Raw genomic sequence first — 21,825 nt, forward strand, 5'->3', positions numbered from 1 at the left:
TCTGCCTTGCGGCTTGAAGCTCACGACTTGAAGCTCCCCGGAGGGGCCCCATGAGCTATGTGATCGACCGACGCCTCAATGGCAAGAACAAGAGCACGGTAAACCGCCAGCGTTTCCTGCGGCGTTACCGTGACCACATTAAAAAGGCGGTTGAAGAAGCCGTCAGCCGCCGTTCCATCACGGACATGGAGCACGGCGAACAAATCAGCATCCCCGGACGCGACATCGACGAACCCGTCCTGCACCACGGCAGAGGCGGCAAACAGACCGTCGTGCATCCTGGCAATAAGGAGTTCACCACGGGTGAGCATATCCAACGTCCCCCAGGCGGTGGCGGCGGCAAGGGCCCGGGTAAAGCCGGCAATTCTGGCGAGGGCATGGACGAGTTCGTGTTCCAGATCACTCAGGAGGAATTCCTCGAATTCATGTTCGAGGATTTGGAACTGCCTAACCTGGTCAAACGCAACCTGACCGGCACCGACACCTTCAAGACCGTGCGCGCCGGCATCAGCAACGAAGGCAACCCCTCACGGATCAATATCATCCGCACCCTGCGCTCAGCTCATGCGCGGCGGATTGCCTTGTCAGGCAGTAGCCGCGCCAAGCTGAAGCAGGCCAAAGAGGAACTGGCGCGCTTGAAGCGGGATGAGCCGGACAACTTCGGTGATATTCAGGAGGTAGAGGCGGAAATCGAAAAACTCAGTGCGCGCATTCACCGCGTGCCGTTTCTCGATACATTCGATTTGAAATACAACTTGCTGGTCAAACAACCCAATCCCAGCTCCAAGGCCGTGATGTTCTGCCTGATGGACGTGTCCGGCTCCATGACCCAGGCCACCAAGGACATCGCCAAACGTTTCTTTATCCTGCTGTACCTGTTTCTCAAGCGGAACTACGACAAGATCGACGTGGTGTTTATCCGCCATCACACCAGCGCGCGGGAAGTCGACGAAGAGGAGTTTTTCTACTCGCGTGAAACCGGCGGCACCATTGTGTCCAGTGCCTTGAAGCTGATGCAGGAGATCATGGCCGAGCGCTACCCGGCCAACGAATGGAATATCTACGCCGCCCAGGCCTCAGACGGCGACAACTGGAACGACGACTCGCCAATCTGCCGTGACATTCTGATCAACCAGATCATGCCGTTCGTGCAGTACTACACTTACGTCGAAATTACCCCCCGTGAGCACCAGGCCCTGTGGTTCGAATACGAGCGTATCGGCGAAGCGTTTGCCGACACGTTCGCCCAGCAGCAATTGGTCTCGGCCGGCGATATCTACCCGGTCTTCCGTGAACTCTTCCAGCGCAGGTTAGTGACATGACCGCCAAAAAAGAGACTAAGCGCCAACCCCTCTCCACCGGGTCCGAATGGACCTTTGAACTGATCCAGGCCTATGACCGGGAAATCAGCCGTATTGCGGCGGGTTATGCCCTGGACACTTACCCCAACCAGATCGAGGTGATCACCGCCGAACAAATGATGGACGCCTATGCCTCGGTCGGCATGCCCCTGGGCTACCACCATTGGTCATATGGTAAACACTTTCTCAGCACCGAAAAGTCCTACAGCCGCGGCCAGATGGGCCTGGCGTACGAAATCGTCATCAACTCCGACCCCTGCATCGCTTACCTGATGGAAGAAAACACCATCTGCATGCAGGCGCTGGTCGTGGCCCACGCCTGCTATGGGCATAACAGTTTTTTCAAAGGTAATTACCTGTTCCGCACCTGGACCGATGCCAGTTCAATCATTGATTACCTGGTGTTCGCCAAGCAGTACATCATGCAATGCGAAGAGCGCCACGGCATCGACGCGGTGGAGGATCTGCTCGACTCCTGCCATGCCCTGATGAACTACGGGGTCGACCGCTACAAAAGGCCTTATCCGATTTCCGCCGAAGAAGAGCGCCTGCGCCAGAAAGAGCGCGAAGAGCATCTGCAAAAACAGATCAATGATCTATGGCGCACGATTCCAAAACGCGCCGGCAAAAATAACGATAAGGATAATGCTCGCTTCCCCGCCGAACCCCAGGAAAACATTCTGTATTTCCTAGAAAAACACGCGCCGCTGCTGGAGCCCTGGCAAAGAGAAATCGTGCGTATCGTGCGCAAGATCGCCCAGTACTTCTACCCTCAACGCCAGACCCAGGTAATGAATGAGGGCTGGGCAACCTTCTGGCACTACACGCTGATGAACGACCTTTACGATGAAGGCCTGGTTACCGACGGTTTTATGATGGAGTTCCTCACTTCCCACACCAGCGTGGTGTTCCAGCCGGGTTTCGACAGCCCCTATTACAGCGGCATCAACCCCTATGCGCTGGGCTTTGCCATGTACCGTGATATCCGGCGCATGTGCGAAAACCCAACCGAGGAGGATCGCCGTTGGTTCCCGGAAATCGCGGGCAGTGACTGGCTGTCCACGATCAAGTTCGCCATGAGTAGCTTCAAGGATGAGAGTTTTATCCTGCAGTACCTGTCACCCAAGGTGATCCGCGACCTCAAGCTGTTCAGCATTCTGGATGACGATCTCAAGGACGATCTGGTGGTACCGGCCATCCATGACGAGCCGGGCTACCGCATCATCCGCGAAACCCTGGCCGCGCAATACAACCTGGGCAATCGCGAACCCAATGTGCAGATCTACAGCATCGATGTACGCGGCGACCGCTCGCTGACGTTGCGCCATCAACAGCACGATCGTAAACCGTTGGGCGATTCCACCGATGAAGTCCTCAAGCACCTGCATCGACTATGGGGTTTCGACATCCATCTGGAAACCTTACAAGGCGATCAGGTCATGAAGACCCACCATGTCCCGCCGCGCAGCGATCACAATGACAACGACTATGGCCGCCTGGACATGGCCGTCGTGCATCTCTGAAGCAGCAAAGCCTCCATCGGTCAGGCACAGACGGTATCCTGTGCAGCTAATGGAGGCTTTTTCATGAAAATCTACAAGGTTGGCGGCGCAGTGCGCGACCGCTTGCTAGGCATCGACGTCACAGACATTGACCGCGTCGTTGTGGGCGCGACCACTGAAGAGATGCTGGCCAAGGGGTTCAAGCCTGTCGGCGCTGATTTTCCGGTATTTCTGGACCCGAAGAACGGCGACGAGTACGCCCTCGCCCGCACCGAACGCAAGAGTGGCCGGGGTTATGGCGGCTTTGTGTTCCATGCAAGCCCAGAAGTTACGCTGGAAGAAGACCTGATTCGCCGCGACCTGACCATCAATGCCATGGCGGAGGACGATGACGGCAACCTGATCGACCCTTACAACGGCCAGCAAGACCTGAAAGCCCGCGTCCTGCGTCATGTTTCCCCGGCGTTCGCCGAAGATCCTCTGCGAGTGCTCCGCGTAGCACGATTCGCCGCGCGTTATGCACATTTGGGTTTCAAAGTCGCACCGCAAACCCTCGTATTGATGCGCCAACTCAGCGAGTCCGGAGAACTGGAAGCCCTGACCCCTGAACGCAGTTGGAAGGAAATCTCCCGCGCATTAATGGAAGATCAGCCTCAGGTATTTATTCAGGTACTGCGCGACTGCAACGCGCTGAAAACCCTGATGCCTGAAGTCGACGCCCTGTTCGGCGTACCGCAGCCCGAGGCACACCATCCTGAAATCGACACCGGCGTGCATACCCTCAGCGTGCTGGAACAGGCCGCTCTGCATCGGCAACCGTTGACCGTTCGCTGGGCCTGCTTGCTCCACGATCTGGGTAAAGGTCTGACACCTGTGGATAAGTTGCCGCAACACATTGCCCACGAACATAGGGGGCTGAAGCTGATCAAGGCGGTCAATGAACGCTTCAAAGTGCCGCGGGACTGCCAGGAGCTGGCGCTGCTGGTTGGCCAATATCACACCCACGGCCATCGCGCCCTGGAGCTGAAAGCCTCGACATTACTGGAGTTATTGCAGAGTTTTGATGTGTATCGCCGGCCGCAGCGTTTCGAAGAATTCGTGGTCGCCTGCGAAATGGACGCCCGTGGTCGCAAAGGCCTTGAGCAACGCAGTTATCCACAGGCGGATTATCTGCGCGGTGCGGCGCAAGCGGCACGCAGCGTTGCGGTGGCGCCGCTGCTGGAGAAAGGTTTCAAGGGCCCTGAACTGGGTGAAGCGCTCAAGCGGGAAAGACTCAAGACACTCAAGGCTTACAAGGAACAGCGCGCTTTATAACAGCGCGCTCGGCGTCAATGGCTGGCCCCGCCATTCAAATGCAACCGGCGCCAGCACCTGATCGATGTGCGAATCACGCCATAAATGCGCCATCGTCTTGCCCGCTTCGGGGTGTAGGCGATCCGGCGCCATCAATGACAGCGGCCATAACACAAAGGCGTTTTTCAGGATTTCCGCTCGCGGCAGCACCAAACCGTCAAAGTTGCCGACCAGTTCGCCGTACAACAGCACATCGATATCCAGGGGCAACCCTTTGCGATCCGGCGCATAACGACCGTTATCCGCTTCAATCGACTTCAACCGGCGATCCAGCTCCATCAACGGCAGGTCGGTATACGCCGACACCACCAAGTTGAAGAACGGCCCGCTCTTGATACCGACCGGCTGGCTCTCGAACACTGCCGAACAGCGTACATCCACCAGAAAGCCCGCCAGCGCATCCAGCCCCGCGCGCAAGTGGCGTTCGCGCTCGATATTGCTGCCAAGGCCAAGGTAAATCTGAGTTAGCGACATCCGCGCTCGATCTCCACGCCGACACCCTTGGCGGCCGGGACGGCTCCGGGCTTGGTCAATTTGAGGTGCAGCCAGGGAATCTGGAATTCGCCCATCAAGACTTCGGCCAGACGCTCGGCAAAGGTTTCCACCAACTGGAACTGGGATTGCTCGGCGAACGCCTGGATCCGTGCGGATACGCTCGCGTAGTCCAGCGCCAGGGTCAGGTCGTCACCGGCCGCGGCCGGGCGATTGTCCCAGGCGAAGCTCAGGTCCAGACGCAGGCATTGTCGGATGCCGCGCTCCCAGTCGTAGGCCCCGATCACGGTGTCGACTTCCAGGCCTTCGATAAACACTCTGTCCAAGCACTTTTCTCCGCAGCACGACAAGGGCGCGATGCCCCGTTAGAATCAGGGCGTCCTCGCCCGGAATAGTTAGCATGTTTTGGTCACTGGCGACTCTCGCCTACCTGCTCGGCTCGCTGTCCTTCGCCATTTTGCTCAGCCGCCTGACGGGAAATCCCGATCCGCGAATGGGTGGCTCCGGCAATGCCGGCGCTACCAATATGCTGCGTCTGGCCGGCAAGAAACTTGCGGTCCTGACATTACTAGGCGATGTGTGCAAAGGCCTGTTGCCCGTGCTGATCGCCAGCCTTGCCGGCCTGCCCCTGCAACAACAGGCCTGGGTGGGCGTATGCGCCGTACTCGGCCACCTGTTTCCCTTGTACTTTCGCTTTCGCGGCGGCAAAGGTGTCGCTACGGCGGCCGGCATGCTGCTGGGGATCTACCCGCCGGCGGCGCTGCTGGCCGTACTGGCCTGGCTGCTGACGTTCTACCTGACCCGCACCAGCTCGCTGGCAGCGCTGATCGCCACGCCCCTGACCTTGCCGCTGCTGGCCTGGCAGGAACCGGCGGCGCTATTACCGATGAGCGTGTTGACGCTGCTGATCGTCTGGCGCCATCGCGGCAATTTACGCGACCTGTTTGCTGGGCGCGAACGGCATTTTTAAATACCGGCTCACACCCCCGTTACAAAGGCGACAACTGCTCCATCGGCCAGCGCGCCTGCACGCTGATCGCTAGGCTTTCATGCTGCCCCGCCTGCAAACGCTGGCAACCGGCATAGGCAATCATCGCGCCATTATCGGTGCAGAATTCAGGGCGGGCGTAGAACACATCACCCTTCATATCGCCGAGCATTTTTTCCAGAGAACTGCGCAACGCCTTGTTGGCGCTGACGCCGCCGGCGATCACCAGACGTTTCATGCCCGCCTGCTTGAGGGCGCGCTTGCACTTGATGGTCAAAGTCTCCACCACGGCCTGCTGGAACGCCAGCGCGATGTCGCAACGGGCTTGTTCGCTGTCGTCCCCGGCGCTGATACTTTGCTGCCAGGTATTGAGCGCGGAGGTTTTCAACCCGCTGAAGCTGAACATCAGACCCGGGCGATCGCACATGGGCCGCGGGAACGTGTAGCGACCGGCGACGCCCTTTTCGGCGAGGCGGGCGATTTCCGGTCCACCGGGGTAATTGAGGCCCATCATCTTGGCGGTCTTGTCGAAAGCTTCGCCGGCCGCATCATCCAAGGACTCGCCGAGGAGGGTGTATTGGCCGATGCCGTCCACCTGAACCAGCTGCGTATGACCGCCGGATACCAACAAAGCGACGAACGGGAACTGTGGCGGTGTTTTTTCCAGCATGGGGGCCAATAAATGGCCTTCCATATGGTGCACTCCGAGGGCCGGAATGCCCCAGGCGAAAGCCAACGCCTGAGCGCAAGAGGCCCCAACCAGCAGGGCTCCGACCAATCCAGGGCCGGCGGTGTAGGCAATCGCGTCAATCTCGGTCGGCACACAACCGGCCTCGGCCAACACCTGGCGAATCAGCGGCAGCATGCGCTTGACGTGATCACGACTGGCCAGCTCCGGCACCACGCCGCCATAGGCGCGATGCAAGTCGATCTGACTGAACAGTGCGTCGGCCAAAAGCCCGCGTTCACTGTCGTAAAGTGCGACACCGGTTTCGTCGCAGGAGGTTTCAAGTCCCAGTACTAGCATGGGTTTGCGCCTTGTAGAGGCTGAATTCGAAGGCGCGCATAATAGTCGCCGCTCCACTTCCCGACTAGCGGTTTTCGATCAGAGGCTTTGCATTCCGGGCAATGAGGGGTTAACATCCGCAACCCTTAAAAACCGACGACCTCAGCCGTGAATTGTTTGCGACGAGAACGTTGATCCCGGTAATGAAAGAAGGTAGCTCTGGATGCCAGCCGTCAAAGTTAAAGAGAACGAACCCTTCGACGTAGCTCTGCGTCGTTTCAAGCGCTCCTGCGAAAAAGCCGGTGTACTGGCTGAAGTTCGTAGCCGCGAATTTTACGAGAAGCCAACTTCTGAGCGTAAGCGTAAAGCAGCAGCCGCTGTTAAGCGTCACGCCAAGAAAGTTCAGCGCGAACAGCGCCGCGCCGTTCGTCTGTACTAATACACAGACGATCGTAGCAAGCTTCTGCCAAGCCCGGCCCTCAGCCGGGCTAATGGCATTTGCGGATAACGCTTGATGCTTCATCGTCGACGCCGCACATGCGACCGAGACACTGCTTCACACGTCAGGACTGGCTCTTCTGCCAGCGGTGCACGTCTCTTCTGACGAGCCTAACAAGGCTACTGACGAGCACACTTATTTTTTACAAACAGGCGATCAACCGTGTCGGCTGTGCCCATCACCGAGCTTCCGAGGCCCACCATTGGCCAAGACCGGATGCCTGGGCGACATTTCCAAGCCGAAGACTGATAGACACTAACGTCAGCGAATGTTCGGCAGATACACTTCCTGACAGTCCAAGCAGAGAATTGATGATCAAGCCACCTGACGTGCGCTTGAATACTTCATGAGCCCTCATTTACACGCAGTGATGACGAGAACGCCATGGCCGGGCTAATTCCCCAGAGCTTTATTGACGACCTTCTGAACCGCACCGACATCGTCGATGTTGTCAGCTCGCGCCTGCAAATGAAGAAAGCCGGCAAGAACTACACCGCCTGCTGCCCATTTCACAAAGAAAAGACCCCATCCTTCAGCGTCAGCCCCGACAAGCAGTTCTACTACTGCTTCGGCTGCGGCGCAGGCGGCAATGCCCTCGGCTTTATCATGGACCACGACAACCTGGACTTCCCCCAGGCCGTCGAGGAGCTGGCCAAAGCCGCCGGCATGGAAATCCCCCGCGAAGAAAGTGGCCGCCCGCACAAACCGCGACAGCCCACCGATTCACCGCTGTACCCGCTGCTGACGGCCGCTGCCGACTTTTATCGTCAGGCGCTTAAAAGCCACCCACAGCGTAAAGCGGCCGTTGACTACCTCAAGGGGCGCGGCCTCACCGGTGAAATCGCCCGCGACTTCGGGCTTGGCTTCGCCCCACCGGGGTGGGACAACCTGTACAAACACCTGAGCAGCGACACCCTGCAGCAGAAAGCCATGATCGACGCCGGCCTACTGGTGGAAAACGCCGAGACCGGCAAGCGCTATGACCGTTTTCGCGATCGAGTGATGTTCCCGATCCGCGACAGCCGCGGACGAATCATCGCTTTCGGCGGCCGCGTACTCGGCGACGATAAACCCAAGTACCTGAACTCCCCGGAAACGCCGGTCTTCCACAAAGGCCAGGAGTTGTACGGGCTATTCGAGGCGCGCAAAAACAACCGCAACCTTGACGAAATCATCGTGGTTGAAGGTTACATGGACGTGATCGCCCTCGCCCAACAGGGCCTACGCAATGCCGTCGCCACCTTGGGTACTGCCACCAGCGAAGAACACATGAAACGCCTGTTTCGCGTGGTGCCCAGCGTATTGTTCTGCTTCGATGGCGATCAGGCTGGCCGCAATGCCGCTTGGCGCGCACTCGAAGCCACGCTGTCGAGCCTGCAAGATGGCCGACGCGCGCGCTTCCTGTTCTTGCCCGAAGGCGAAGACCCGGACACCCTGGTGCGCTCCGAAGGCACCGACGCCTTCCGCGCACGCATCAATCAACATGCGCAGCCGCTGGCGGACTATTTCTTCCAGCAACTGACCGAAGAAGCTGACCCGCGCTCCCTCGAAGGCAAGGCCCACATGGCCACCCTCGCAGCGCCGCTGATCGACAAAGTGCCCGGCGCTAACCTGCGCACCTTGATGCGCCAGCGTCTTTTGGAAATCACCGGACTCAGCGGCGAAGCCGTAAGCCAACTGGTCCATAGCGCACCGCAGGACGCACCGCCCGCCTACGACCCCGGCATGGACTATGACGCCATGCCGGACTATGCCGACTTCCATCCACAGCAGGAGGCTTACGCCCCGCAGCAGGAATGGACACCGAAAAAACCCGGCACCGGCGGCAAGAAGTGGGACAACAAGAAACCCTGGAACAAGAACGGTAAACGCGGTGATCGCGATGAGGCATATGCCCCACGCACACCGGTCGCTGTAGAAGCGCCAACGCTGATTGCCCTGCGCACTCTTATTCACCACCCGCAATTGGCGGGCAAGGTTGAAAGTGCGGATCATTTTGCCAACGAGAGCAACACTTACGCCCAGGTACTGATCGCACTGATCGAGGCGATGCAGAAAAATCCTAAGCTAAACTCTATTCAGCTGATGGCTCGTTGGCATGGCACCGAACAAGGCCGACTGTTGAAAGCGCTCGCGGAAAAGGAGTGGCTAATTGACGGCGATAACCTTGAACAACAGTTTTTAGACACCATTACTAGGTTATCCGCGGGTCAGCATACGCAGACCCTCGATGAACTTATCAAGAGAGCAAGGCAGCCTGGATTATCGGCTGAAGAGCAAATTCAGATAGCAAAACAGATGCGCGACCTCTTAAAACAGAATGTTTCCGCATCAAACCCGACCTCAGCTGGCGTGTGAGGTCATAGCTCGGGTATAATCCTCGGCTTGTTTTTTGCCCGCCAAGACCTTCAGTGGATAGGGTGTTATGTCCGGAAAAGCGCAACAGCAGTCTCGTATCAAAGAGTTGATCACACTGGGTCGTGAGCAGGGTTACCTGACTTACGCGGAGGTCAACGACCACCTGCCTGAGGATATTTCAGATCCAGAGCAGGTGGAAGACATCATCCGCATGATTAACGACATGGGGATCAACGTATTCGAAACTGCGCCAGATAAGGATTCCCTTATGCTGGCCGACGCCGATACCGACGAAGCCGCCGCTGAAGAAGCTGCCGCCGCGTTGGCTGCGGTGGAGACCGATATCGGTCGCACGACGGACCCTGTGCGCATGTATATGCGTGAAATGGGTACGGTCGAGCTGCTGACACGTGAAGGCGAAATTGAAATCGCCAAACGTATCGAAGAGGGCATCCGTGAAGTGATGGGCGCAATCGCGCACTTCCCAGGCACGGTTGACCACATTCTCTCCGAGTACACCCGTGTGACCACCGAAGGTGGCCGCCTCTCCGACGTCCTGAGCGGTTACATCGACCCGGATGACGGCATTGCGCCGCCTGCCGCCGAAGTGCCACCGCCTGTCGATGCGAAAGCCGCGAAAGCCGACGACGATTCCGATGACGACGATGCTGAAGCCAGCAGCGACGATGAAGAAGAAGTCGAAAGCGGTCCGGACCCGATCATCGCTGCCCAGCGCTTCGGTGCGGTTTCCGATCAAATGGAAATCACCCGCAAGGCCCTGAAAAAGCACGGTCGCGCCAACAAGCAGGCCATTGCCGAGCTGCTGGCACTGGCTGAGCTGTTCATGCCAATCAAGCTGGTACCGAAGCAATTCGAAGGCTTGGTTGAACGCGTTCGCAGCGCCCTTGAGCGCCTACGTGCACAAGAGCGTGCAATCATGCAGCTCTGTGTTCGTGATGCACGCATGCCACGTACAGACTTCCTGCGCCAGTTCCCGGGCAACGAAGTGGACGAAAGCTGGACCGACGCACTGGCCAAAGGCAAGGCGAAGTACGCTGAAGCCATCGGTCGCCTGCAACCGGACATCATTCGCTGCCAGCAGAAGCTGAGCGCGCTTGAGGCCGAAACCGGTCTGACGATTGCCGAAATCAAGGACATCAACCGTCGCATGTCGATCGGTGAGGCCAAGGCCCGCCGCGCGAAGAAAGAGATGGTTGAAGCCAACTTGCGTCTGGTGATCTCCATCGCCAAGAAGTACACCAACCGTGGCCTGCAATTCCTCGACCTGATCCAGGAAGGCAACATCGGCTTGATGAAGGCTGTGGACAAGTTCGAATACCGTCGCGGCTACAAGTTCTCGACTTATGCCACCTGGTGGATCCGTCAGGCGATCACTCGCTCGATCGCCGACCAGGCCCGCACCATCCGTATTCCGGTGCACATGATCGAGACCATCAACAAGCTCAACCGTATTTCCCGGCAGATGCTGCAGGAAATGGGTCGCGAACCGACCCCGGAAGAGCTGGGCGAGCGCATGGAAATGCCTGAGGATAAAATCCGCAAGGTATTGAAGATCGCTAAAGAGCCGATCTCCATGGAAACCCCGATTGGTGATGACGAAGACTCCCACCTGGGTGACTTCATCGAAGACTCGACCATGCAGTCGCCAATTGATGTCGCCACCGTTGAGAGCCTTAAAGAAGCGACTCGCGATGTACTGTCCGGCCTCACTGCCCGTGAAGCCAAGGTACTGCGCATGCGTTTCGGCATCGACATGAATACCGACCACACCCTTGAGGAAGTCGGTAAGCAGTTTGACGTGACCCGCGAGCGGATCCGTCAAATCGAAGCCAAGGCGTTGCGCAAGTTGCGCCACCCGACGCGAAGCGAGCATCTGCGCTCCTTCCTCGACGAGTGATACCAAAACCCCCGGCCTAGTCCGGGGGTTTTGTTTTGCCTAGATAAAAATCCCCGCTTCACCCCTCCTGCGAAATGCCCGTCTACACTCGAAACATTCCCCGTGCCATAACGAGACCGTTATGCCCAGTTTGCCGACCGTGATACTGCTGTCGCTGCTGACCTGGACCGCAACGGCTGGCGCGTTGACTCTCACTGATGATGAGCGTGGCTGGTTGGCGGACCATCAGGAGCTGCGCCTGGGGGTGGACACTTCGTGGCCGCCCTTTGAATACCGTGACGAGAATGGCCGCTACCAGGGCCTGGCTGCGGACTATGTCCGCCTGATTCAGGATCGCCTGGGCATCAAGATAAAACTGATCGAACCAGCAAGCTGGGGCCAGGTGTTGGAGCAGGCTCGAAACAGTCAACTCGATCTCATACCGGGTGTTATGTCCACACCGGAGCGCCAGAACTATCTGGCCTTTACTCGACCTTACATCGACTTTCCGATGGTTATCCTTGCCCACGAAGGTGGGGCGCGCCCGCGCACGCTCAAGGAGCTCTATGGGTTGAAAATTGCCGTAGTGGAACACTACGCCCCTCATGAATTACTGCGTACCCATCATCCCGATATCAATCTGGTCGCCTTGCCCAATGTCAGCTCCACGCTACAGGCGCTGGCCACCGGGAAGGTGGACGCCGTAGTCAGCGACCTGGCCTCCAGCGTCTGGAGCCTGCGCGAACTCAAACTCGAAGGCTTGTATGTCAGTGGTGAAACGCCCTACCGCTATCAACTGGCGATGGGCGTACCCCGTAACGACAAAATGCTGGTAAGCATCCTCGATAAAGTACTGGCGGACCTCAGCCCTGACGAAACCAGCGCAATCCAACACCATTGGGTGGGTAACTTCTCGGATAACCGCACTTTCTGGAACGATCTGCTGCTGTACGGCCTGCCCGCACTGCTATTGGTGAGCGCCGTATTGATCATCGCGATTCGGATCAATCGCCGGCTCAGCTCGGAGATTTCCCGCCGCGTCGCACTTGAACAAGAACTGCGCAGCAGCGAATACCACTACCGCAGCCTGGTGGAGAGTTTGTCGGCCATTGCCTGGGAAGCCAGCATCGCTGATTTCACCTACAGCTATGTGTCCCCCCACGCCGAGGAACTGCTGGGCTATCCACGCGCCCATTGGCTGATTCCAGGATTCTGGCGCAATATCATCCACCCCGCCGACCTGACCCGCACCGAAGCCTATTGCCATCGTGAAACCCGCGCCAAGCGCGATCACAGCGTTGACTACCGCGTAATCACTGCCGACGGCCGCTGCCTGTGGGTACGCGACATCGTTAGCCTGATCGAACACGGCCATGAGCCCGTCCTGCGCGGCTTGATGATTGATATCAGCGAAGCCAAGCGCACCGAAGAGGCGCTGCAGCTGTCCGAGCAGAAGTTCGCTTCGGTGTTCCAGCAATGCCCTGACATTCTGGTGATTGCCCGTTTCAGCGATGGACGTCTGCTGGAGGTCAATAAAGCGTTTGAAGACCAGATCGGCTTAAGCGCTGCTCAAGTACTGGGCAAAACCGCCACTGAATTGAACATCTGGGGTATCGACGACGCAGGGCCCGACTTGCTGCACCGCGTGCAGACCACCAGCATTCGCAACCTGGAAATGTCCTTTCGACGTAGCAACGGCCAAGTCTTCACCGGGCTGATTTCCGCGGAGCCGTTCCAGCTCGACACAGTGGAAGCCATTGTCGTGGTGGTGCGCGACATCACCCAGCTCAAGGAAACCCAGCAACAGCTGCAAACCTCCGAAGAGAAATTCGCCAAGGCCTTTCATGCCTCGCCCGATGGCTTGCTGCTCAGCCGCCAGCGCGACGGGCTGCTGATTGAGGTCAATGAAGGTTTCAGCCGCATCACCGGCTTCACCGCTGCCACGTCCATCGATCAGACCGCCTTGGAACTGGGGATTTGGGTCGACCTCAACGAACGCAAACACCTGCTGGAACTGATGCGCCGCGACGGGTTTGTGCGCGATTTCATCTGTCATATCCGCCGTGCCGACGGCCTGATACGCCTGTGCGAACTATCCAGCCGCCCGCTACCCATCGGCGACGAGGACTGCATGCTCACCATTGCCCGGGACATCACTGAACGCCAGCTGATGCAAGAGAAGCTGCAGCAGGCCGCCACCGTGTTCGAGAGCACCGCCGAAGGCGTCCTGATTACCGACACTCGGCAGAACATCAGCGCCGTCAACCGTGCCTTCAGCGAGATCACCGGCTACAGCGAGGCCGAAGCCTTGGGCCAGACACCACGCCTGCTGGCCTCCGGTCTGCATGACAGCGCCTTCTATGCGGCGATGTGGCATCAGTTGACCACTCACGGGCACTGGCAGGGCGAGATTTCCAACCGGCGCAAGAGCGGCGAGCTCTACCCCAGCTGGTTGACCATCAGCGCCGTGCGTAACCGTGACAATGTCGTTACCCACTTTGTGGCGGTTTTCGCCGATATCTCCAGCCTCAAACTGGCCCAGGCCAGACTCGACTACCAGGCCCACCATGACCCCCTCACCGGCCTGCCCAACCGCACGCTGTTTGAAAACCGGCTACAAGCCGCGCTCAACGGCCATCAGCAAACCGGCAAACAAGGCGCTGTGCTGTTCCTCGACCTCGATCGCTTCAAGCACATCAATGACAGTCTCGGCCACCCTGTCGGCGACCTGCTGCTTAAAGGCATCGCGCTGCGCCTCAAGGAGCAACTGCGCGACATCGACACCGTCGCGCGTCTGGGCGGCGACGAATTCATCATCCTGTTACCCGGCCTGCAACATGAAGGCGATGCCGAGCACTTGGCCAATAAGCTGCTGGCATGCTTCACGCCGCCGTTCCAGGCCGGTGAGCATGAGTTCTTTATCAGCGCCAGCATCGGCACCAGCCTCTATCCCCAGGACGGCACTGACGTCGCCACCCTGGTCAAGAACGCCGATGCCGCGATGTACCGCTCCAAGGCCAAGGGGCGTAATCGTGTCGAGTGCTATACCCGCGACCTCACCGTTCAAGCCAAGGAGCGCGTAGCCTTGGAACATGAGCTGCGCCGTGCCATCGAGCGCAATGAGTGCAGTCTCTACTACCAACCCAAACTCTGCCTGAAGACCCACGCCCTGATTGGCGCCGAAGCCTTGATCCGCTGGCACCACCCAACCTTTGGCGACGTGCCGCCCGAACACTTCATCCCGCTTGCCGAAGAGAACGGCATGATCCTGCAGATCGGCGACTGGGTGCTGGAACAAGCCTGTCGCCAGCTTCACGCCTGGCAAGGCACGTTCGACGATTTCGGCCCGCTGTCGGTCAACCTCGCCGGCGCACAGTTGCGTCATCCCAACCTGCTGCCGCGCATCGAACAACTGCTGCACGACTACCGCCTGGAGCCCGGCTGCCTGCAACTGGAGATCACCGAAAACTTCATCATGAGCCAGGCCGAAGAAGCCCTTGATGTGCTGCACGAACTCAAACGTTTGGGCGTTCAATTGGCGATCGACGACTTCGGCACTGGGTATTCCTCCCTCAGCTACCTCAAACGCCTGCCGCTGGATTTCCTCAAGATCGACCAATCCTTCGTTCGCGGCCTGCCCGACGACCCCCACGACGCCGCCATCGTGCGCGCCATTATCGCCCTGGGCCACAGCATGCAATTCACCATCATTGCCGAAGGCGTGGAAAACCCCGCACAACAAGCCTTCCTTGCCGACGAAGGCTGCGAACAGATGCAAGGCTACATCGTCAGCCTGCCTTTGCCGCCGGAGCTTTTTGCCGCCACGTTCCTTCGTATGACAGTTGAGGACTTTTCGGATAGCACAGCGAGGAAACCATCGCTATAATCCGCGACCTGTTAAGGGCCTATAGCTCAGTTGGTCAGAGCAGAGGACTCATAATCCTTTGGTCCACGGTTCAAGTCCGTGTGGGCCCACCAACTCCAAAGCCGCGCATTGCGCGGCTTTCGCGTTTCTGGCGTTTGATAAACAGCAGCCAATAATCTCAAAAAGCCTGATTCCGCCCACAAAACGTCCATAGCTCACTTGGCGAACAACTGCCCAATATCTTTGAACGCCTTGAATTCCAGTGCATTCCCGCACGGATCCAACAGGAACAACGTGGCCTGCTCCCCCACCTGCCCCCTGAAGCGAATATGCGGTTCCAGCACGAATTTCGTCTGCCTGGCTTGCAGGCGCTCGGCCAGGGCATGCCAGTCTTCCCACCCCAACACCACACCAAAATGCGGCACGGGCACGTCGTGGCCGTCGACTGCGTTAGTGTGCGCCGCTTGCTGGGACGCGGTCTGCGGGTGTTCGTGGATCACCAGTTGATGGCCGAAGAAGTTGAAGTCGACCCAGTGTTCGCTGGAACGCCCTTCCTCCAGGCCGAAGACCTCACGGTAGAAGTACCGCGCGGCCGCCAGATCGAATACAGGAATTGCCAGGTGAAAAGGAGCGAGTGCCATCAGGTCAACCCTCTTTTGGATTTTTGAATGCCTGGGAGTTTAGCCTTGCTCCCGCCGATGCAAAGACGATAGTTTTCGCGCCGAGCTCAAATAATTTCGATGATTTAAGGGGCCGAAGCTGCGCGAGTCGCAGCCCTCGTCTCGGTCTCTCGCCATGGCACCTTTGCGGCCACCAGGCTACTTGCTGGCTGGCGCAAGCCTGTAACATGCCCGCCTATCGCCGCCTTCACTGGAGTTCTGCCCTTGTCTGTCCTGGATGAAATCGATCGCCAACTGATCGCCGCGCTGCAGATCAACGCCCGCGAAAGCGTGGCCATGCTGGCCCGCCAACTGGGCATCGCGCGCACTACGGTCACCTCGCGCCTGGCGCGCCTGGAGAAAACCCAAGTGATCACCGGTTATGGCGTGCGCCTGGGCCAGCGCGTGGTGGATGGCGGCCTGCAGGCCTATGTTGGCATCACCGTACAGCCGCGCTCCGGTAAAGAAGTACTGCGCAGGCTCAGCGCCATGGCTCAGGTGCAACAGCTGTGCGCGGTGAGCGGCGAGTTCGATTATGTGGCCTGGTTGCGCACCGATTCGCCGGAACAGTTGGACCAACTGCTGGACCAGATCGGCAGCGTCGACGGTGTGGAGAAAACCACCACGTCGATCATCCTCAGTAACAAATTGGATCGCGGCCAGCCAATTTGACTAATCATCTCGTCATATTGACTAAAATCAATCCAATCCGACGACACATTGCGTCTTATTAACGATCACAACCCTCCCTAAACTGGCTGCCATCTTTTCCTATACTCAGCGGGTCGCGTCCCGCCAAGCCGTCAGTAAGGTCAGCCATGAGCATTCCGTCCAGCACCATCAGCAAGACCAATCGCCACCCCGCAGACGGCAAAAAACCCATCACCATCTTTGGCCCGGACTTTCCGTTTGCGTTCGATGACTGGATCGAACATCCAGCCGGCCTGGGCAGCATTCCCGCCGAACACCATGGCGCCGAAGTGGCGATCGTCGGCGCCGGCATCGCCGGGCTGGTTGCGGCTTACGAGCTGATGAAGCTGGGCCTCAAACCGGTGGTGTATGAAGCCTCGAAAATGGGCGGCCGCTTGCGTTCCCAGGCGTTTGAAGGGGCCGAAGGCATCATTGCCGAACTCGGCGGCATGCGCTTCCCGGTGTCGTCCACCGCTTTCTACCACTATGTAGACAAACTGGGGCTGGACACCAAACCGTTCCCCAACCCACTGACGCCCGCCTCCGGCAGTACCGTGATCGACCTCGAAGGTCAGACCCACTACGCACAAAAATTGTCGGATCTGCCGGCCCTGTTCCAGGAAGTGGCTGACGCCTGGGCCGATGCGCTGGAGGCCGGTTCGCAGTTCGGCGATATCCAGCAGGCCATCCGCGACCGCGACGTACCGCGCCTCAAGGCCCTGTGGAACAAGCTGGTGCCGTTGTGGGACGACCGCACGTTCTATGATTTTGTCGCCACTTCCAAAGCCTTCGCCAAACTGTCGTTTCACCACCGCGAAGTGTTCGGCCAGGTCGGTTTCGGCACCGGCGGCTGGGACTCGGACTTCCCCAACTCGATGTTGGAGATCTTCCGCGTGGTGATGACCAACTGCGACGACCACCAGCACCTGGTGGTCGGCGGCGTGGCCCAAGTGCCCATGGGCATCTGGCGCCATGTGCCGGAACGTTGCGCCCACTGGCCGGCGGGCACCAGCCTCAGCACACTGCACCGTGGCGCGCCACGGGCTGGGGTTAAGCGTATCGCCCACGCCGCCAATGGCCGCTTTGCCGTCACCGACACCTACGGCGACACCCGCGAATACGCTGCCGTGCTGACCACCTGCCAGAGCTGGCTGCTGACTACCCAGATCGAGTGCGATGAAACCCTGTTCTCGCAAAAGATGTGGATGGCACTGGACCGCACTCGCTACATGCAGTCCTCGAAAACCTTCGTAATGGTCGACCGCCCGTTCTGGAAGGACAAAGATCCGGAAACCGGCCGCGACCTGATGAGCATGACCCTCACCGACCGCCTGACCCGGGGCACTTACCTGTTCGACAATGGCGACGACAAGCCTGGGGTGATCTGCCTGTCCTACTCGTGGATGAGCGATGCGCTGAAGATGCTGCCGCAGCCCATCGATAAACGGGTGAAACTGGCTCTGGACGCGTTGAGCAAGATCTACCCGAAAGTCGACATCAAGGCGCGCATCATCGGCGACCCGATCACCGTGTCCTGGGAGGCCGACCCGCATTTCCTCGGTGCTTTCAAAGGTGCGCTGCCTGGGCACTATCGTTATAACCAGCGCATGTATGCGCACTTTATGCAAAAGGACATGCCTGCCGAACAACGCGGGATCTTCATCGCCGGGGACGACGTGTCCTGGACACCCGCATGGGTGGAAGGCGCGGTGCAAACCTCACTGAATGCCGTATGGGGCATCATGAATCACTTTGGCGGTCGCACTCACCCCGAAAACCCGGGGCCAGGAGATGTGTTCGACGAGATCGGGCCAATCGCCCTCGCCGATTAAGGAGCCAGGCCATGCGTGTTGCGATCTACCAATGCCCACCGCTGCCGCTGGATGTGGCCGCGAACCTTAAACGCTTGCACACCGTGGCGCACGAGGCATCCGGCAGCGCCGATGTGCTGGTGCTGCCGGAGATGTTTCTGACCGGCTATAACATCGGGGCCAAAGCCGCCGGGGCGCTGGCCGAAGCGCCGGACGGGGACTCGGCGCAAGCGATTGCCAAGCTGGCGAAAAACGCCGGCCTGGCCATCCTGTATGGCTACCCGGAACGGGCCGATGACGGGCAGATCTACAACGCCGCGCAACTGATCGACGCCAACGGTCAGCGTCTGTGCAATTACCGCAAGACTCATTTGTTCGGCGATCTGGACCACTCGATGTTCAGTGCCGGGAACGATGATTTCCCGGTGGTGGAACTCAACGGCTGGAGGCTCGGGATACTGATCTGTTACGACTTGGAGTTCCCGGAAAACACCCGGCGCCTGGCCCTGGCCGGCGCCGAACTGATTCTGGTGCCCACCGCGAATATGGTGCCGTTCGATTTCGTCGCCGACGTAACCGTGCGTGCGCGGGCTTTCGAGAACCAGTGCTACGTGGCTTACGCCAACTATTGCGGGAACGAAGAGGACATTCACTATTGCGGGCAGAGCAGCCTGGCAGCACCGAATGGCGAGCGCATCGCCCTCGCAGGTCTGGATGAAGCCTTGATTGTCGGCACCGTTGATCACCAGGCAATCCTCAACGCGCGCATGGCCAATGACTATTTGCAGGACCGTCGCCCCGAGCTGTACGGCACGCTGCACAAGCCCTGATCCCGCAGGTTTGCTAGCATGAGCGCTTCCCACGCTTTGGAAGTGCCCATGCCCGCCCCGGCCTACCCTCACCCTGCCACCCTGACTCTGGCCAACGGCCTGCGTGTCACCCTGCACGCTGCACCCCATTTAAAGCGCTGCGCCGCTGTGGTGCGGGTGGCCGCCGGTAGCCATGACGCGCCCTTGGCGTGGCCGGGGTTGGCGCACTTTCTGGAACACCTGTTGTTCCTGGGGACCGAGCGCTTTCCGACGGGCGAAGGGCTGATGACCTACGTGCAGCAGCATGGCGGACAGGTCAACGCCAGCACCCGTGAACGCACCACCGAATTTTTCTTCGAACTGCCGGTGTCGAACGTTGCACAAGGGCTGGAGCGGTTGGCGGATATGCTGGCGCGCCCACGCCTGGCACTGGACGATCAGCTACGGGAGCGCGAAGTGCTGCAAGCGGAGTTCGTCGCCTGGTCCCTAGACGCCAAGGCCCAGCAGCAAGTGGCCTTGCTCGAAGGTGTGGCGAACGGCCATCCGCTGCGCGACTTCCATGCCGGCAACCGGGATAGCCTGCCGGTGGAAACCGAGGCCTTTCAGCAAGGCTTGAGAACATTTCACGCGCAGTTCTATCAGAGCGGGCAGATGACACTGAGCCTGGCCGGGCCCCAACCGCTGGATCAACTCCAAGCCCTGGCGCACCGTTTCGGCGAAATCATCATTCCCGGTTCCGGACACCCACAGGTGGCACCACCAGCCCTGATGCAAAGCCAGCCCCAGGCTTATCGCCATGTCGCCGGAAAGCATCTGCACCACGTCATCGCCTGCAACGCACCACGCGAAGCCCTGGAGTTCCTGTGCACCTGGCTCAACAACCCAGCGCCCGGCGGACTATTGGCTGAACTGCAAGCCCAAGGCCTGGCCACCGCGTTGCACGCCAGCGTGCTCTACCACTTCGCCGGGCAGGCGCTGTTGGACATCGACGTTACGCTCAGCCAGCCAGGCGAGCCGGCGGCTCAGGTTGAAGCGTTGCTGCACGACTGGCTGGGCTTTTTCGCACACAGTGATTGGACGTCACTGCGCGAAGAGTTCACCCGATTGACCGCGCGCCAGCGGCAGGTCCAGGGCGCATTGGCCCTGGCCCGCAACGACCGCGAAGCCCTGTCGGATCAGGACATCACCGCGCTGCACACGCTGCTGGATTCACTGCACCTGCCATCCGCTCGACACTTATGGCAACTGCCCCCCCACAACCCTTTCCTGCGCCCGCCGGTCAAAGACCAACGCGCCGGCTTGATTCGTGGCCAGACCAGCGCCCATCGCGGCTTGCGCACCTTTGCCCAGGACCGCTCGCGGGGCCGTAGGGACGCAGCCGCGCTGACCTTCAGCCAGGCCCTACCCATAGACAGCCAGGAAGGTGCGCTGTATTTGAACTGGCGATTTGACTCGCACGCGCCATCCGGGCTGGAAGGTGCGCTGCATGCTTTGAGCGAAAACGCTCGCCAAGCGGGGCTTGAGTTGACCGTTGAAACGATCGGTCATGATTGGCGGGTCAGTCTGGTCGGGCTTCACGCGCTCATGCCGACGGTACTTGAAGCGTTAGCGCAAAATCTGACGCAAGCACAGGAAACACCCGACACCACGCCGCCGCTGCTCGCCATTCGTACGCTGCTTAAAGCGCTGCCCGCCTGCTGCGCAGAGACCACGGCCGCAGATGCAAATAACACCGTGTCCTGGAGCACCGCGCGTTGGCATGGGCTGGGAGTAGGTTTGCCGCCGGCGTGCGAGGCGCTGATAAAGACAGCGGCCGCGCGACTGCCGGGGCAACCGACGAGCATTGAACGCCATACCCGTGACCTCAAAGGCCAACGCGTATGGCATGAGGTCAACACTGGCGCCAGCGAAGCGGCCCTGCTGCTGTTCTGTCCGACACCCAGCCCCTCCCTGGCGGATGAAGCCGCGTGGCGCCTGCTCGCTCATCGGGTCCAGGAGCCGTTTTACCAACGCCTGCGGGTGGAACAGCAGATCGGCTACGCCGTGTTCAGTGGTATCCGACAGATCAGCGGGCAGACCGGCCTGTTGTTTGGCGTGCAATCGCCCCATCTGTCGCTGGATGAAATTGTGCAGCACCTGCACAGTTTCCTGGCGCAGCTGCCTGGGCTGATCGAAGGCGACACCGACTTGGGCAACGCGGCCCTGGCGCAGCAGTTCGCTGTCGATACCCTTCCCACCGCACAGGCGGCGCAACTGATCTGGCACGCGCACCTGGCGGGCCATCCGTCGGATTACCTGGCGCTGCTTCAACAACACATCCGCGACTGTACGCCCCCAGACCTGCAGCACGCCGCCCAGCAGTTGAACCACGCCGTCGGTGGCTGGCACTGCGTAGCCAACGGCCCACACACGACGAACGCCTGGCCGCTCAAAAATTGATCATTGCCAACCCTGCAACAGCCTTTTTCCATCAAGACAGCGCTAACTTGAAAAGAATTAAGTAACATTCCCACGCACGCATCTGAACATCTCCGA

General features: G+C 59.4%; 16 protein-coding genes and 1 tRNA gene. 13 read left to right on the top strand and 4 right to left on the bottom strand.

The window, feature by feature from the left end; genetic code table 11:
- The first annotated feature begins 50 nt into the window (after positions 1–50).
- The 3 genes from QRN41_RS24225 to QRN41_RS24235 all read left to right on the top strand — a co-directional run bounded on the left by QRN41_RS24225 (position 51) and on the right by QRN41_RS24235 (position 4,177).
- Complete coding sequence (locus QRN41_RS24225; RefSeq protein WP_034139548.1) at positions 51–1,322, top strand: YeaH/YhbH family protein; 1,272 nt, start codon at positions 51–53, stop codon at positions 1,320–1,322.
- Positions 1,319–2,884: a SpoVR family protein gene (locus tag QRN41_RS24230; RefSeq protein ID WP_034101076.1), complete on the top strand. Its 1,566-nt coding sequence runs from the start codon at positions 1,319–1,321 to the stop codon at positions 2,882–2,884. The genes QRN41_RS24225 and QRN41_RS24230 overlap by 4 nt, the downstream gene beginning before the upstream one ends.
- Positions 2,885–2,947: 63 nt before the next feature.
- A complete protein-coding gene (locus QRN41_RS24235; protein WP_285422210.1) occupies positions 2,948–4,177 on the top strand; it encodes a multifunctional CCA addition/repair protein in 1,230 nt (409 codons plus the stop codon).
- Here QRN41_RS24235 and folK read toward each other — a convergent pair.
- Both folK and folB read right to left on the bottom strand, forming a co-directional pair.
- Positions 4,172–4,690 carry a 2-amino-4-hydroxy-6-hydroxymethyldihydropteridine diphosphokinase gene (gene folK, locus QRN41_RS24240; protein ID WP_034101079.1) on the bottom strand — a complete coding sequence of 173 codons (519 nt, stop codon included), beginning with the start codon at positions 4,688–4,690 and terminating at the stop codon, positions 4,172–4,174. The genes QRN41_RS24235 and folK overlap by 6 nt on opposite strands.
- Positions 4,681–5,034 carry a dihydroneopterin aldolase gene (gene folB / locus QRN41_RS24245; RefSeq protein WP_034101080.1) on the bottom strand — a complete coding sequence of 118 codons (354 nt, stop codon included), beginning with the start codon at positions 5,032–5,034 and terminating at the stop codon, positions 4,681–4,683. The genes folK and folB overlap by 10 nt, the downstream gene beginning before the upstream one ends.
- 74 nt (positions 5,035–5,108) lie before the next feature.
- Between folB and plsY the strand changes: the two genes are divergently transcribed.
- Entirely contained in the window at positions 5,109–5,678 is a 570-nt protein-coding gene (plsY, locus tag QRN41_RS24250; RefSeq protein ID WP_285422211.1) for a glycerol-3-phosphate 1-O-acyltransferase PlsY, read from the top strand.
- Between the two features lie 19 nt (positions 5,679–5,697).
- Here plsY and tsaD read toward each other — a convergent pair whose 3' ends face one another.
- Positions 5,698–6,723 carry a tRNA (adenosine(37)-N6)-threonylcarbamoyltransferase complex transferase subunit TsaD gene (gene tsaD / locus QRN41_RS24255; protein ID WP_034139550.1) on the bottom strand — a complete coding sequence of 342 codons (1,026 nt, stop codon included), beginning with the start codon at positions 6,721–6,723 and terminating at the stop codon, positions 5,698–5,700.
- Between the two features lie 202 nt (positions 6,724–6,925).
- Here tsaD and rpsU point away from each other — a divergent pair, with 202 nt between their 5' ends.
- From rpsU to QRN41_RS24280, 5 genes are all read left to right on the top strand, one after another.
- Positions 6,926–7,141, top strand: a complete 216-nt coding sequence (gene rpsU / locus QRN41_RS24260) for a 30S ribosomal protein S21 (protein ID WP_002551877.1) — start codon at positions 6,926–6,928, stop codon at positions 7,139–7,141.
- 444 nt (positions 7,142–7,585) lie between these two features.
- On the top strand, positions 7,586–9,559 hold the full coding sequence (dnaG, locus tag QRN41_RS24265) for a DNA primase (protein WP_034139551.1): 1,974 nt from the start codon (positions 7,586–7,588) through the stop codon (positions 9,557–9,559).
- 67 nt (positions 9,560–9,626) lie between these two features.
- Positions 9,627–11,477 carry an RNA polymerase sigma factor RpoD gene (gene rpoD, locus QRN41_RS24270; RefSeq protein WP_034101087.1) on the top strand — a complete coding sequence of 617 codons (1,851 nt, stop codon included), beginning with the start codon at positions 9,627–9,629 and terminating at the stop codon, positions 11,475–11,477.
- 121 nt (positions 11,478–11,598) lie between these two features.
- Positions 11,599–15,342, top strand: coding sequence for an EAL domain-containing protein (locus QRN41_RS24275; protein WP_285422212.1), 3,744 nt, complete (start codon positions 11,599–11,601; stop codon positions 15,340–15,342).
- Between the two features lie 15 nt (positions 15,343–15,357).
- Positions 15,358–15,434, top strand: a tRNA-Ile gene (locus QRN41_RS24280).
- Between the two features lie 102 nt (positions 15,435–15,536).
- Here QRN41_RS24280 and QRN41_RS24285 read toward each other — a convergent pair.
- Positions 15,537–15,962 (bottom strand): VOC family protein, encoded by a 426-nt coding sequence (locus QRN41_RS24285; protein ID WP_285422213.1) that lies wholly within the window; start codon positions 15,960–15,962, stop codon positions 15,537–15,539.
- A 243-nt stretch (positions 15,963–16,205) separates the two neighbouring features.
- Here QRN41_RS24285 and QRN41_RS24290 point away from each other — a divergent pair, with 243 nt between their 5' ends.
- The 4 genes from QRN41_RS24290 (at position 16,206) to pqqF (ending at position 21,729) form a co-directional block, all read left to right on the top strand.
- The gene (locus tag QRN41_RS24290; protein ID WP_034115283.1) at positions 16,206–16,652 is read left to right on the top strand and encodes an Lrp/AsnC family transcriptional regulator; all 447 of its coding nucleotides are present in this window, start codon (positions 16,206–16,208) and stop codon (positions 16,650–16,652) included.
- Between the two features lie 167 nt (positions 16,653–16,819).
- Positions 16,820–18,502: a flavin monoamine oxidase family protein gene (locus QRN41_RS24295; protein ID WP_034101758.1), complete on the top strand. Its 1,683-nt coding sequence runs from the start codon at positions 16,820–16,822 to the stop codon at positions 18,500–18,502.
- 11 nt (positions 18,503–18,513) lie between these two features.
- On the top strand, positions 18,514–19,311 hold the full coding sequence (locus tag QRN41_RS24300) for a carbon-nitrogen hydrolase family protein (protein ID WP_167417631.1): 798 nt from the start codon (positions 18,514–18,516) through the stop codon (positions 19,309–19,311).
- A gap of 48 nt (positions 19,312–19,359) precedes the next feature.
- Positions 19,360–21,729 (top strand): pyrroloquinoline quinone biosynthesis protein PqqF, encoded by a 2,370-nt coding sequence (pqqF, locus tag QRN41_RS24305; RefSeq protein WP_285422222.1) that lies wholly within the window; start codon positions 19,360–19,362, stop codon positions 21,727–21,729.
- The last annotated feature ends 96 nt before the right edge of the window (positions 21,730–21,825 follow it).

Origin of the sequence: Pseudomonas sp. efr-133-TYG-23 (genome assembly GCF_030209215.1) — a bacterium.
Taxonomy (GTDB): domain Bacteria; phylum Pseudomonadota; class Gammaproteobacteria; order Pseudomonadales; family Pseudomonadaceae; genus Aquipseudomonas; species Aquipseudomonas rhodesiae.

What these genes read in the sequence shown, in the direction of transcription:
- QRN41_RS24225 (WP_034139548.1), top strand. Translation starts at nt 51, where the DNA reads ATGAGCTATGTGATCGACCGACGCCTCAATGGCAAGAACAAGAGCACG.
- QRN41_RS24230 (WP_034101076.1), top strand. Translation starts at nt 1,319, where the DNA reads ATGACCGCCAAAAAAGAGACTAAGCGCCAACCCCTCTCCACCGGGTCC.
- QRN41_RS24235 (WP_285422210.1), top strand. Translation starts at nt 2,948, where the DNA reads ATGAAAATCTACAAGGTTGGCGGCGCAGTGCGCGACCGCTTGCTAGGC.
- folK (WP_034101079.1), bottom strand. Translation starts at nt 4,690, where the DNA reads ATGTCGCTAACTCAGATTTACCTTGGCCTTGGCAGCAATATCGAGCGC.
- plsY (WP_285422211.1), top strand. Translation starts at nt 5,109, where the DNA reads ATGTTTTGGTCACTGGCGACTCTCGCCTACCTGCTCGGCTCGCTGTCC.
- tsaD (WP_034139550.1), bottom strand. Translation starts at nt 6,723, where the DNA reads ATGCTAGTACTGGGACTTGAAACCTCCTGCGACGAAACCGGTGTCGCA.
- rpsU (WP_002551877.1), top strand. Translation starts at nt 6,926, where the DNA reads ATGCCAGCCGTCAAAGTTAAAGAGAACGAACCCTTCGACGTAGCTCTG.
- dnaG (WP_034139551.1), top strand. Translation starts at nt 7,586, where the DNA reads ATGGCCGGGCTAATTCCCCAGAGCTTTATTGACGACCTTCTGAACCGC.
- rpoD (WP_034101087.1), top strand. Translation starts at nt 9,627, where the DNA reads ATGTCCGGAAAAGCGCAACAGCAGTCTCGTATCAAAGAGTTGATCACA.
- QRN41_RS24275 (WP_285422212.1), top strand. Translation starts at nt 11,599, where the DNA reads ATGCCCAGTTTGCCGACCGTGATACTGCTGTCGCTGCTGACCTGGACC.
- QRN41_RS24285 (WP_285422213.1), bottom strand. Translation starts at nt 15,962, where the DNA reads ATGGCACTCGCTCCTTTTCACCTGGCAATTCCTGTATTCGATCTGGCG.
- QRN41_RS24300 (WP_167417631.1), top strand. Translation starts at nt 18,514, where the DNA reads ATGCGTGTTGCGATCTACCAATGCCCACCGCTGCCGCTGGATGTGGCC.
- pqqF (WP_285422222.1), top strand. Translation starts at nt 19,360, where the DNA reads ATGCCCGCCCCGGCCTACCCTCACCCTGCCACCCTGACTCTGGCCAAC.